This window comes from Streptomyces sp. NPDC002788, from assembly GCF_053592115.1.
The window spans coordinates 20,870-33,412 of sequence record NZ_JBSFVB010000007.1 but is presented as its reverse complement, the minus strand read 5'-3'; the positions used below and the strand labels follow the sequence as shown (position 1 = coordinate 33,412).

At 70.6% G+C, this 12,543-nt stretch carries 9 protein-coding genes and 2 pseudogenes; 4 read left to right on the top strand and 7 right to left on the bottom strand.

Annotated elements, in window-relative coordinates; translation table 11 throughout:
• Nucleotides 1-3: 3 nt before the first annotated feature.
• From glyA to ACWD1U_RS14785, 3 genes and pseudogenes are all read left to right on the top strand, one after another.
• Nucleotides 4-1,266 (top strand): serine hydroxymethyltransferase, encoded by a 1,263-nt coding sequence (glyA, locus tag ACWD1U_RS14795; protein WP_451107584.1) that lies wholly within the window; start codon nt 4-6, stop codon nt 1,264-1,266.
• A gap of 96 nt (nt 1,267-1,362) precedes the next feature.
• Nucleotides 1,363-2,730, top strand: a complete 1,368-nt coding sequence (locus ACWD1U_RS14790; protein ID WP_451107583.1) for an L-serine ammonia-lyase — start codon at nt 1,363-1,365, stop codon at nt 2,728-2,730.
• An 80-nt stretch (nt 2,731-2,810) separates the two neighbouring features.
• Nucleotides 2,811-2,969: pseudogene (locus ACWD1U_RS14785) on the top strand (muramidase); the annotation flags it as partial.
• Between the two features lie 234 nt (nt 2,970-3,203).
• Here the strand turns inward: ACWD1U_RS14785 and ACWD1U_RS14780 are convergent.
• From ACWD1U_RS14780 to ACWD1U_RS14750, 7 genes and pseudogenes are all read right to left on the bottom strand, one after another.
• A complete protein-coding gene (locus tag ACWD1U_RS14780; RefSeq protein WP_451107581.1) occupies nt 3,204-3,416 on the bottom strand; it encodes an EF-hand domain-containing protein in 213 nt (70 codons plus the stop codon).
• A gap of 343 nt (nt 3,417-3,759) precedes the next feature.
• A pseudogene (locus ACWD1U_RS14775) lies at nt 3,760-4,414 on the bottom strand (ADP-ribosyltransferase).
• A 92-nt stretch (nt 4,415-4,506) separates the two neighbouring features.
• Entirely contained in the window at nt 4,507-5,685 is a 1,179-nt protein-coding gene (locus ACWD1U_RS14770; RefSeq protein ID WP_451107580.1) for a YncE family protein, read from the bottom strand.
• Nucleotides 5,686-5,760: 75 nt separating this feature from the next.
• Nucleotides 5,761-6,264, bottom strand: coding sequence for an ATP-binding protein (locus ACWD1U_RS14765; RefSeq protein ID WP_451107578.1), 504 nt, complete (start codon nt 6,262-6,264; stop codon nt 5,761-5,763).
• 271 nt (nt 6,265-6,535) lie between these two features.
• Entirely contained in the window at nt 6,536-7,303 is a 768-nt protein-coding gene (locus ACWD1U_RS14760; protein ID WP_451107576.1) for an enoyl-CoA hydratase/isomerase family protein, read from the bottom strand.
• A gap of 166 nt (nt 7,304-7,469) precedes the next feature.
• The gene (locus ACWD1U_RS14755; protein WP_451107574.1) at nt 7,470-8,702 is read right to left on the bottom strand and encodes a L,D-transpeptidase; all 1,233 of its coding nucleotides are present in this window, start codon (nt 8,700-8,702) and stop codon (nt 7,470-7,472) included.
• Between the two features lie 155 nt (nt 8,703-8,857).
• Nucleotides 8,858-10,102: an Ig-like domain-containing protein gene (locus tag ACWD1U_RS14750; protein WP_451107572.1), complete on the bottom strand. Its 1,245-nt coding sequence runs from the start codon at nt 10,100-10,102 to the stop codon at nt 8,858-8,860.
• Nucleotides 10,103-10,289: 187 nt separating this feature from the next.
• Between ACWD1U_RS14750 and glgX the strand changes: the two genes are divergently transcribed.
• On the top strand, nt 10,290-12,542 hold the full coding sequence (gene glgX, locus ACWD1U_RS14745) for a glycogen debranching protein GlgX (protein WP_451107571.1): 2,253 nt from the start codon (nt 10,290-10,292) through the stop codon (nt 12,540-12,542).
• Nucleotide 12,543 lies beyond the last annotated feature (1 nt).

The window sequence follows — 12,543 nt, the reverse complement described above, 5'->3', positions numbered from 1 at the left end:
CGAATGTCCGTCCTGAACACACCCCTGCACGAGCTCGACCCGGCCGTCGCCGCCGCGGTCGACGCCGAGCTGCAGCGCCAGCAGTCCACGCTCGAGATGATCGCCTCGGAGAACTTCGCGCCGGTCGCGGTCATGGAGGCGCAGGGCTCGGTCCTCACCAACAAGTACGCCGAGGGCTACCCGGGCCGCCGCTACTACGGCGGCTGCGAGCACGTCGACGTGGTCGAGCAGATCGCGATCGACCGCGTCAAGGAGCTGTTCGGCGCCGAGCACGCCAACGTGCAGCCGCACTCCGGCGCCCAGGCCAACGCGGCCGCGATGTTCGCGCTGCTCAAGCCGGGCGACACCATCATGGGGCTGAACCTCGCCCACGGCGGGCACCTGACCCACGGCATGAAGATCAACTTCTCCGGCAAGCTCTACGACGTCGTCGCCTACCACGTGGGCGAGGACGGCCGGGTCGACATGGCCGAGGTCGAGCGGCTCGCCAAGGAGTCGAAGCCGAAGCTGATCGTCGCGGGCTGGTCGGCCTACCCGCGGCAACTGGACTTCGCCGCGTTCCGCCGGATCGCGGACGAGGTCGGCGCGTACCTGATGGTCGACATGGCGCACTTCGCCGGTCTCGTCGCGGCCGGGCTGCACCCGAACCCGGTGCCGCACGCGCACGTGGTGACCACGACCACGCACAAGACGCTGGGCGGCCCGCGCGGTGGTGTGATCCTCTCCACGGCCGAACTCGCCAAGAAGATCAACTCCGCTGTCTTCCCCGGTCAGCAGGGTGGTCCGCTGGAGCATGTGATCGCCGCCAAGGCGGTCGCCTTCAAGGTCGCGGCCTCGCAGGACTTCAAGGAGCGCCAGCGCCGTACGCTGGAGGGCGCCCGCATCCTGGCCGAGCGTCTGGTGAAGGACGACGTGAGGGCCGTGGGCGTGGACGTCCTGTCCGGCGGCACGGACGTGCACCTGGTCCTGGTCGACCTGCGCCACTCGGAGCTGGACGGCCGGCAGGCCGAGGACCGCCTCCACGAGGTGGGCATCACGGTCAACCGCAACGCCATCCCGAACGACCCGCGTCCGCCGATGGTGACCTCGGGTCTGCGGATCGGCACGCCGGCCCTGGCCACCCGCGGGTTCCAGGCCGAGGACTTCGCGGAGGTCGCGGACGTCATCGCCGAGGCGCTGAAGCCGTCCTACGACGCGCAGGCCCTCAAGGCCCGGGTCAAGGCCCTGGCCGACAAGCACCCGCTGTACGCGGGTCTGAACAAGTAACAAGCAACACGCCGAAGAAACCCTTCGGGCGCCGTGCCGCCACGAGCGGCGCGGCGCCCACCCCCTCTGCACCACCCCCGTAGTCAGGAGTCACCCGTGGCCATCTCGGTCTTCGACCTGTTCTCGATCGGCATCGGCCCGTCCAGCTCCCACACCGTCGGCCCGATGCGGGCGGCCCGGATGTTCGGCCTGCGGCTGCGCAACGAGGAGCTGCTGGAGAGCGTTGCTTCGGTGCGGGCCGAGCTGTACGGCTCGCTCGGCGCCACCGGCCACGGCCACGGCACGCCCAAGGCGGTGCTGCTCGGCCTGGAGGGCGACTCGCCGCGCACGGTGGACGTGGAGACGGCCGACGAGCGGGTGGAGGCGATCAAGGCCGGCGGCCGGCTGAACCTGCTCGACGAACACGAGATCGCGTTCTCCTTCGACGACGACATGGTCCTGCACCGCCGCAAGGCCCTTCCTTACCACGCGAACGGCATGACCCTGTGGGCGTACGACGCCTCGGGCGCGGAGCTGCTGACCAAGACGTACTACTCGGTCGGCGGCGGCTTCGTCGTCGACGAGGACGCGGTCGGCGCGGACCGCATCAAACTCGACGACACCGTGCTGAAGTACCCCTTCCGCACCGGTGACGAGTTGCTGCGCCTCACCGAGGAGACGGGCCTGTCGATCTCCGCGCTGATGCTGGAGAACGAGCGGGCCTGGCGCACCGAGGCGGAGATCCGCGAGGGCCTGCTGGAGATCTGGCGGGTCATGGAGGCGTGCGTGGCGCGCGGCATGTCCCGTGAGGGGATCCTGCCGGGCGGCCTGAAGGTGCGCCGCCGGGCCGCCAACACCGCGCGCAAGCTCCGCTCGGAGGGCGACCCGCTGGCGCTCTCCATGGAGTGGATCACCCTCTACGCGATGGCCGTGAACGAGGAGAACGCGGCCGGGGGCCGGGTCGTCACCGCCCCGACGAACGGCGCGGCCGGCATCATCCCGGCGGTCCTGCACTACTACGTCAACTTCGTGCCGGGCGCCGACGAGGAGGGCGTGGTCCGCTTCCTGCTCGCCGCGGGCGCGATCGGCATGCTCTTCAAGGAGAACGCCTCCATCTCCGGCGCCGAGGTCGGCTGCCAGGGTGAGGTCGGCTCCGCCTGCTCGATGGCCGCGGGCGCCCTCGCCGAGGTCCTCGGCGGCTCGCCCGAGCAGGTCGAGAACGCCGCGGAGATCGGCATGGAGCACAACCTCGGCCTCACCTGCGACCCGGTCGGCGGTCTGGTCCAGATCCCGTGCATCGAACGCAACGGCATGGCAGCGGTCAAGGCCGTCACCGCCGCCCGCATGGCGATGCGCGGCGACGGCTCCCACAAGGTGTCCCTGGACAAGGTCATCAAGACGATGAAGGACACGGGCGCGGACATGTCGGTGAAATACAAGGAGACGGCCCGGGGCGGGCTGGCGGTGAACATCATCGAGTGCTGACGACGGCTGCGACGGCTGTCCTGGTGCGGCCGCGGCCGGACATCGTGCTACCGCACCGCGCTCGGCCTGCCGCTCGGCCGGCCGGCCAGACGACACGGGCACGGGACGCCGGGCTGGTCGTCGGCTTCTCCCACTTCCTGTGGCCCGGCGACCTCACCGCCCAGGCCGAGCACTTCGTCGCCGAGGCACCGGACCGGGCGGGCGACATCCTCGCCGTCGACCGGGAGACGACCGGCGACTTTCGCGGCCAGGGTCGACCTCCGGGTCCGCTGGGCTGTTCCGAGGCCGTGTCCGGCGCGAAGGGGTCCTCAAGTTCCCGGCGCAGGACCTCCGCCGCCCCCTCCGCCACCGCCCGGGCCGGCGCCGGCGTCCGCACCGCACGCCGGGCACGGCCTGAGCCTGGCGCGCCGGACATGACGAGGGGCCCGGTCCGTCGGCGGACGGACCGGGCCCCACACCGGGACAGGCCCGGATCACTTGTTCAGGTAGGCCCAGAACTCGTCGAAGCTCAGCTTCTTGTCGCCGTCGAGGTCGCGGGACTTGATGACGACCTCGGCGACCGACTCGGTGACGTTCCAGTCGCCCGACCCGGCCAGGGCGGCCTTGAACTCGGCAGCGGTGATGTATCCGTCACCGTCCGTATCGATCCGCTCGAACTGCTTGCGTGCTTCCTCGATGTCCGCCACCGATCCGCCCCTCATCTCGTGCTGTACGTCGTACTGACGCAGGTCAGATTAACCGGCCGTGCGCGCCTCCAGCGCGGCGACCACCCGGGTGAACTCCCGCGGTACGCCGCCTCGGGTTCGGTGCACTTGAAGCCGCCGGGAGAACCACGGGGACGCCCCGGCGGGTGCGTCGTGACCGCGGTCGGCCGCAAAGACGCCCTTGCGCATCTCGGCCCGACGCCGGGGACCTGGAGCATCTCGGCCGGCTCCGGCCAGGCGTCCACCTGCTCGGGCGTCGGTTCCTCGGACAGGTCGGCGGCGGGTTCCGCATCCGTTCACGGATCATGGGGCTCGGAGGTGCTGCTCAGTGCCAGGGCTCGTAGTGCGGGTTGCTCTCACACTCGCTCATGATCTCGGTCTTTGTCTGCTTGTCGACCGGGCAGACGCCGACGATGTACTCGCGGGCGATGCCGCCGGGGAAGGCGACCTCCTGCTGGTCGGCCCACTTGTGGGTGTCGCCGATGGTCTTGTTGACGTCGATGCCCCCAGGGGGCGTCGACGTAGTAGTTGAAGGCGGACTTCCAGTTCCTGAAGAGGTCGTGGTCGTAGGTCGTGGACACGTACGGGGAGGGCTGGTTGACCAGGACGTACTTCTCCAGGTCGTACTGGCCGTTCACCACGTCCTTGGGCTGGAAGCCCTGCTCGAAGACGACGGACGGGCCGCGGCCGTCGGCGCGGTAGAGGGTGCCGCAGGTGGTGCGCCAGGACGGGTCGGGGGCGATGCGGCCGACGTCGACCCGACGGTCGGCGGCGGCCTTGATCCGGTCGTCGAACTGGACGGGGCAGGCAGCCGGCGCGAGGGCGGGAGCCGCGGCGGGCGCGGCGGGTGCGGCGGGTGCGGCGATGGTCCCGGTGGGCGCGGCGGTGGTCCCGGTGGGCGCGGCGGCCGTCGTGGTGAGGACGGCCGCCAGGGACAGGGCGGCGGCGACGATGCGCCGCCGCACATGCAGAGTGATCATGAGGAGCACGATGGCGGTCCGGTCGGCCCGTGCCGGGGATCCTCACCCGATCAGGGCGTGTCAACTACCGCCCGGCGGACGGCACATGGTTGTCACCGGAAGATGCCCGTGTGGCCGAGCGAGTACCGGCCGGGTTGCGGGTAGACCGCGAGGCCGTGCGGGCCGCTGCCGACCGGGATGCGGGCGAGCTGGGTGCCGTTGCGGGTGTCGATGGCATACACCTCGGCGTCGTAGCGGCCGGAGAGCCACAGCACCTTGCCGTCGGCGGAGACCCCGCCCATGTCGGGGCTGCCGCCGTCGGGCAGCTGCCACTTCTTGGTCAGCTTGTCCTGCGTGAAGTCGAAGACGGAGATCGTGCCCTCGCCGCGGTTGGACACGTACATCTCGCGCGAGTCGCGGCTGACGTACAGGCCGTGGCAGCCCTTGCCGGTGGGCATCAGGGTGGGCTCGGTGAACTTGTCGCCGTCCAGGACCCACATGCCGTGCGCCATCATGTCGGCGATGTAGAACTTCTCGCCGTCGGGCGAGATCTTCACGTCCTGCGGCATGGCGCCCTCGAACGGCAGCCGCTGCTGCCCGACGACCTTCATCTTCTCGGTGTCGACCTTCAGCAGTTCGCCGCTGAACTCGCAGGAGACGATGAAGTAGCGGCCGTCGAGGGAGAAGTCGGCGTGGTTGACGCCGTAGCAGGAGACCGGGACGGTCTTCTTGATCTCCATGGTGTGCGGGTCGCGGAAGACCAGCTCGCGGTCGAGGGAGGCCATGACGACGGCGTACCTGCCGTTGGGCGTGAAGTAGAGGTTGTACGGGTCGTGGACCTCCACCTCCTTGCCCGCCTTGCCGGTCTTCGGGTCGATCGGGGTGAGGGTGTGGCCGCGGTTGTTGTTGACCCAGAGCGTCTTCAGGTCCCATGAGGGCACGACGTGCTGGGGCTGCCGGCCGACGGGGATCGTCTCGATGATCTCGTACGTCTTCGGGTCGATGACGGAGACCGTGTCGGACTCGGTGTTGGGGACGTAGACCCGGGACGGGAAGTCCTTGACCACCGGCGACAGCTTGCCGGGGCGGTCGGCCGCGTACACGTCCTCGGGGTCGAGGACGGGCGGCATGCCGGGCAGCCCCTGGACGGGCTTCTTCTCGGGCGGGGCGGGCACGGCGGCCTTGGTGCCGCGAGCCTCGGAGGTCCGTTCCCCGCTGGGGGCGCCGCAGGCGGCGAGGACGGCGACGGCGGCACCCGCGACGAGGGCGCTCTTGACGAGATGGCGGTGCATCGCACCATTTAAGGGCGTTTTGCACGGAAACCCGGGATTCGACCGTCCGGCGGCCGGGTGAGACAGCGCACGCTCTCAGCGGTCGGCGACCCGCATCTCGAACCAGGTCGTCTTGCCCCTGGGCAGCAGGTCGACCCCCCAGCGGTCGGCCAACTTGTCCACGAGGAACAGACCACGGCCGCTGATGTCCATGTCCTGGACCGGCATCAGGCAGGGCAGCCCCCGGGAGGGGTCGCGTACCTCGACGCGGATCCAGCCGCGGCGCCGGTGCAGACGGAGCCCGAAGACGCGGGCGCCGGTGTGGCGTACGGCGTTGCCGACCAGTTCGGAGACGAGGAGGACGGCGTCCTCCGTTGTCTTGGGGGTGAGCCCCCAGTGGCGCAGGACCACGACCTGGGTGAGGCGTCGGGCGGTGGCCGCGGACTCGGGGCGGGACGGCAGGGCTACCTCTGCCTCCGCCGGGTCGCCGTACAACTCCAGCGCCTTCAGCGCGTGTTCGTCCTCGACGGTCGGCGACCAGCGCACCGCGGCCGCATGAGCGTGTCCCCGCGGCTGTTCCGTACCCTCCAGCCCCGCCATGCCCCCATCATGGCCGCCCGGCGCACCCGAGGGGGCCGTTCCCGGGGAATACGCCCGTGGGTGCGGCCCGGGAACGAGGATCCTCCGTCATGTGCCAGCGGCATCTCGGTGTCGCCGTAAGCACCTCCGACCTGCTGGAACAGTCCGCTCCCGGGCAATCGACGGACTCCATCGACCAGCCGCGCTCAAGGCTGCCTCAAGCCGCCATGAACCGCCCCTTCGAGGGACACGGGTCAGACGCCGCGTCAATTGCGAGTCCTCGGGGGGATGTTCAGAGGAACTTCGCCTTGCCCGGCCCCTCCTCCACGAAGCTGCGCATCCCGCGCTCGCGGTCCTCGGTGGCGAACAGGCCGGCGAACCAGTTCCGTTCGATCGCGAGGCCCGTGTCGATGTCCGTCTCCAGGCCCGTGTCGATCGACTCCTTGGCGGCTCGCAGCGCGAGGGCCGGGCCCTGCGCGAGCTTCGCGGCCCAGGCGTGCGCCTGTGTGTACACCTCGTCGGCGGGCACGACCCGGTCCACCAGGCCGATCTCCTTCGCCTCGTCGGCCTTGACCATCCGGCCGGTGAAAATGAGGTCCTTGGCCTTGGAGGGGCCGACCAGGCGGGCCAGGCGCTGGGTGCCGCCCGCGCCGGGGATCAGGCCGAGCAGGATCTCCGGCTGGCCGAGCTTGGCGTTCTCCCCGGCGATGCGGTAGTCCGCGCACAGCGCGAGTTCGCAGCCGCCGCCCAGCGCGTAGCCCGTCACGGCCGCGACGACCGGCTTGGGGATACGGGCCACCGCCGTGAACGAGTCCTGCAGGGCACGGGCGCGCAGGACCATCGCGGTGTGGTCCATCGCCTGCATCTCCTTGATGTCCGCGCCGGCCGCGAACACCTTCTCGCCGCCGTAGAGCACCACGGCCCGCACGTCCTCGCGGCGCGTGGCCTCCTCGGCGAGTTCCTTCAGCCGGTCCTGCGTGGCGATGTCCAGCGCGTTCATGGGCGGGCGGTCGAGACGGAGCGTGCCGACGCCTGCGGCGACTTCGAGAGAGACGGTCATAGGCAGCAGGTTAACGGGGGCTAACGAGTGTCGCGTCGGTGCTGTCGGTCACATCCGGCCGGGGGTCCTCGGGGTGCCCCCCAGGCAGGCGCAGCACGGGGCTGAAATGCCGAAGACCCCGGTGCGGTCGTCACACGGGGCCTTCGGTCAGTGCGTCAGTGGGGAGCTACTTCTTCCACTTCTCCCACGACATGTTCCAGCCGTTGAGCCCGTTGTCCGGCTCGACGATCCTGTCCTCGGAGTTCTTGACGACCACCACATCGCCGACCATCGAGTGGTTGAAGAACCACGCGGCCGGCACCTTCTTGTCCCAGCCGCCGCGCACGTCGCGCAGACCGATGCAGCCGTGGCTGGCGTTGTAGTTGCCGAAGGCGCCGCTCGCCCAGTAGTTGCCGTGCAGGAACGTGCCGGAGGTGGTGAGGCGGATGGCGTGCGGGACGTCCTTGATGTCGTACTCGCCGCCGTAGCCGACGGTCTCGCCGTTCATCCGGGTCACCGTGAGCATCTCGCTGATGACCATCTGGCCGTTCCAGGTCTCCATGCCGGGCTTGCCGGTGGTGACCGGGATGGTCTTGATGACCTTGCCGTCGCGCATGACCTTCATGGTGAGCTTCTTGGCGTCGACGACGGAGACCTGGTTGCGGCCGATGGTGAACTCGACCTTCTTGTCCTGCTCGCCGTAGACGCCGGGGCGGCCCTCGACGCCGTCGAGGCCGAGGTCGACGGTCACCTTGGTGCCGGGCTTCCAGTACTTCTCGGGGCGGAAGTCGAGACGGTCGTTGCCGAACCAGTGGCCCTCGACGTCGACGGCCGGTTCCGTCGTGATGCGGATGGCCCTCTCGACGTCGTCCGGGTTGGTGATGCCCCGCGAGAAGCGGATGGAGAACGGCATGCCGACGCCGACCTTGGAGCCGTCCTCCGGTGTGAAGGTGCCGGTGAAGGTGTTCTCCGGGGTCAGCGTGGTGAAGTCGGCGTCCTCCGCGGCCGTGCGGCCCTCGGAGTCCTTGGCGACCGCGTGGACCGTGTACTTGGTGGCACCGGCCAGGTGGGTGGACGGCGTCCAGGTGGTGCCGTCGCCGGATATCCTCCCGTCGATCTTCTTGCCCTTGGAGTCCTTGACCGCGACCTCGGTCAACTTCCCCTGAGCGGCGGTCACCTTCAGCGCGCCGCTGGTGTCGACGGACTTCGCCCCGTCCTCGGGCGTGATGTTGACGACGGCCTCGGACTGCTTGCTCCGCGCGGCGTCCGAGTCCTTGCCCTTGCCGCCGCCCCCGTCGGTCCCGGAGCCGGTCCCCCCGCCTCCGCACGCCGTGACGGCGAGGAGCAGCACGCCGAGTATCAGCGCGAGCACTCCGTTCCCACCTCTAACCGACGCCCCCGATATCGGTCGCCCGTTCAAGTCGTTCTCCCCTCCCCGGGCCTGGTCAGCCCGCACCCCTGCGCGTGTCCCCCGCGCACCGGCGAATAGTAACCACAGGTCGCACGGCACCGGCGGCCCGCGATTGTCACCGTTCGGTCCCAACGGACGCCGGGTCAACCCGCCCCCCTGTCGGACTACTTCACCGCACTGCCCGCCTTCCATGCATTCCAGCTCATATTCCATCCTCCGAGCCCGTTGTCGGGAGCGACCTTTTTGTCATTGCTGTTGACGACCTCGATCACGTCCCCGACGAGGCTGCGGTCGAAGAACCAGCCGGCCGGGGTGTCGGATCCGCCGCCCTTCACATCACGCAGTCCGACGCAGCCGTGGCTGACGTTGGTGCGGCCGAAGACGCTGTGGTGCGCCCAGTAGTTGCCGTGCAGGAAGGTGCCGGAGTCGGTCAGGCGCATGGCGTGCGGGACGTCCGGGATGTCGTACTCGCCCTTGCCGTCGCGCTTCTTGAAGCCGACCGTGGCGCCGTTCATCCGGGTGACCTCGAGCATCTCGGTCACCACCATCTTGCCGTTGTAGGTGGTGGTCCTGGGGGCGCCGGCCGTGACCGGGACCGTGGCCAGCGGCTCGCCGTCACGCCGGACCTCCATGGAGTGGGCGGCGGCGTCGACCACGGAGACCTGGCTGCGGCCGACGGTGAAGGAGAACGTCTTGTGCTGGAGGCCGTAGACGCCGGGTGCTCCCTCGACGTCCCGCAGGCGCAGGGCGACGGTGACCCGGGTGCCGGGTTTCCAGTAGTGCTCGGGGCGGAAGTCGAGGCGGGTGCCGCCGAACCAGTGCGGGCGGATCTCGACGGCCGGGCGGGCGGTGACCCGCACCGCGCGTTCGACGACGGCCCGGTTCGCGATCTTCCGGTTGAACTCCAGGGAGACGATCATTCCGGTGCCGACCGTGGCCCGGTTCTCCGGGGCGACGTAGCCGATGAAGCGTTCCTCGGGGACCTGCGTCGTGAAGGTGGTGTGCCGGGCCGAACGGCGGCCGTCGCCGCCCACGGCCACCACGTCGACGGTGTACTTGGCGGCGAGTGCCAGCCGCTCCTCGTCGGGTTTCCAGGTCAGCCCGTCGGCGGAGACGCGCCCTGGCACCGGGGTCTCCTGCGCGTCCTGGGACCTGACGACCTTCACCGACTCCAGGCGGCCGTCGGGCACGCGCACCCGCAGCTTCTTGCCGGGGCGCACGCCCCTGCTGCCGTCGCCGGGCGAGACCTTGATGACGTCCTCGGGCGCCGGGGGCGCTCCGAAGACACCGGCGAGCCCGCCGGAGTCGTCCGAGGTACAGCCGGTGGCCCCGGCCAGGAGCCCTGCCCATGTCACTACGGCGGCCAGCGCGGCCCTCGCGCGCCGCGCGCGCCCTTGTACGTGCCTCACGAGGTTCCCAACGACGGTCCGTGTCCCCGGGAAACGACCATGCCCACCCCCGGGGAAACGTGAGTGCGACCCATGCTCTGGGCAGAACACTGGGGAGGACGACGCGCAGGGGAGCCGCGACCCCGGCCGCACACAGGGCCGCACCCCTCTGTCCCCCGTCGTCCCACGAGCCGCGGGAGGCTGAAAGGTGTCCAGCGCAGCCGAGCAGGAGGCGGTGGCCGGTCGTCAGGCCACTGAGAAGGGGCGCCAGGCCGCCGCCGCGAACGGCATGCGGCAGGCCGCGCCGCGTCCCCCGGTGCCCGCCCGGCCGGGCGCGCCGACCCCGCTGGGCGCCCGGTTCCGGGTCGGCTCGGACGGGGTTGCGGGGACCAACTTCGCGTTGTGGGCGGGCGGGGCCGAGGGTGTGGAGCTGTGCCTCTTCGACGAGACGGGCAAGGAGTCCCGGGTCCGGCTCGCGGAGCTGACCCACGAGATCTGGCACGGCTTCGTCCCGGGCGTGCTGTCCGGGCAGCGCTACGGCTACCGGGTGCACGGCCGCTGGGACCCGTGGACCGGCGCCCGCTGGAACCCGGCGAAGCTGCTCCTCGACCCGTACGCGCGAGCGGTCGACGGCGAGTTCAGCCTGCCGCCGGAAGTGTACGGGCACGTCAGGGACTGGCCGCAGCAGCATGTAGCCGACACCGTGCGCGACGACCGGGACTCGGCGCCGTACGTCCCGAAGGGTGTGGTCGTCCATGATGACGACGACTGGGCGGACGACCGCCGCCCGAAGACGCCGTGGGCCGACTCGGTGATCTACGAGCTGCACGTCAAGGGCTTCACCCGGCTGCACCCGGGCATCCCCGAGGAACTGCGCGGCACCTACGCCGGCCTCGCGCACCCGGCGGCGGTCGAGCATCTGGTGAAGCTGGGCGTGACGGCGGTGGAACTGCTGCCGGTGCATCAGTTCGCGCACGAGGACCACCTGCTGCGCAGAAGCCTCAAGAACTACTGGGGCTACAACTCCATCGGCTACTTCGCCCCGCACGCGGCCTACGCGGCCTCCGGCACGAGGGGCCGGCAGGTCGGCGAGTTCAAGCGGATGGTGCGCGCCCTGCACGCGGCCGGGATCGAGGTCATCCTCGACGTGGTCTACAACCACACGGCCGAGGCGGGGGAACTCGGCCCGACGCTGTCCTTGAAGGGCATCGACAACCGCGGCTACTACCGCCTCCAGGACGACGCCCGCCGCTACGCCGACTACACCGGCTGCGGCAACACCCTGCACGTGGTCCAGCCGCATGTGCTGCGCCTGATCACGGACTCGCTGCGCTACTGGGTGACGGAGATGGGCGTCGACGGCTTCCGCTTCGACCTGGCGGCGGCGCTGGCCCGCTCCATGCACGACGTCGACATGCTCTCCCCGTTCCTCGCCGTCATCGCCCAGGACCCGGTGCTGCGCCGGGTGAAGCTGATCGCCGAGCCGTGGGACGTGGGGTCGGGCGGCTACCAGGTGGGGGCGTTCCCGCCCCTGTGGACGGAGTGGAACGACCGGTACCGCAACGCCGTACGGGACTTCTGGCGGCACGCCCTGCCGGACGTCCGGGAGATGGGGTACCGCCTGTCCGGCTCCAGCGACCTGTACGCCTGGGGCGGGCGCAGGCCGTACGCGTCCGTCAACTTCATCACCGCGCACGACGGTTTCACCCTGCGCGACCTGGTGAGTTACGAGCGCAAGCACAACGAGGCCAACGGCGAGGGCAACCGGGACGGCACGGACGACAACCGGGCCTGGAACTGCGGCGCCGAGGGCGAGACGGACGACGACGGCGTCCTGGCCCTGCGGCGCCGGCAGCTCAGGAACCTGCTGACCACGCTGCTGCTGTCGACGGGGGTGCCCATGCTGGTCGCCGGTGACGAGCTGGGCCGCACCCAGCGCGGCAACAACAACGCCTACTGCCAGGACAACGAGATCAGCTGGGTGGACTGGGGCCTGCTCGCGGACCCGGGCTGGAAGGCCCTGTTCGAGCTGACGTCCCGGCTGATCGCGCTGCGCCACCGGCACCCGGTGCTCCGGCGCCGGGCGTTCTTCTCCGGCCGGGCCCAGACCGCGGACGGGCTGCGCGACCTGGCCTGGTTCACCTCCCGGGGCGCGGAGATGACGGAGCAGGACTGGTACGCGCCCGCCGCCACGCTGGGCATGTACCTGTCCGGCCGGGACATACCGGGCCGGGACGAGCGCGGGAACCAGATCCTCGACGACAGTTTCCTGGCCGTCCTGCACGCGGGCGAGGGGCCGGTGACCTTCGTGCTGCCGGGGCCGCCGTGGGCGGAACGGTACGCGGTGGTCGTCGACACGAGCCTGGAGGAGCAGGGGGAGGCGCCGGGGGTGGAGCACCGGGCGGGGACCGAGATCACGGTGCCGGCGCGGGCGGTGCTGTTGCTGCGGGTGGCGGGGTGAC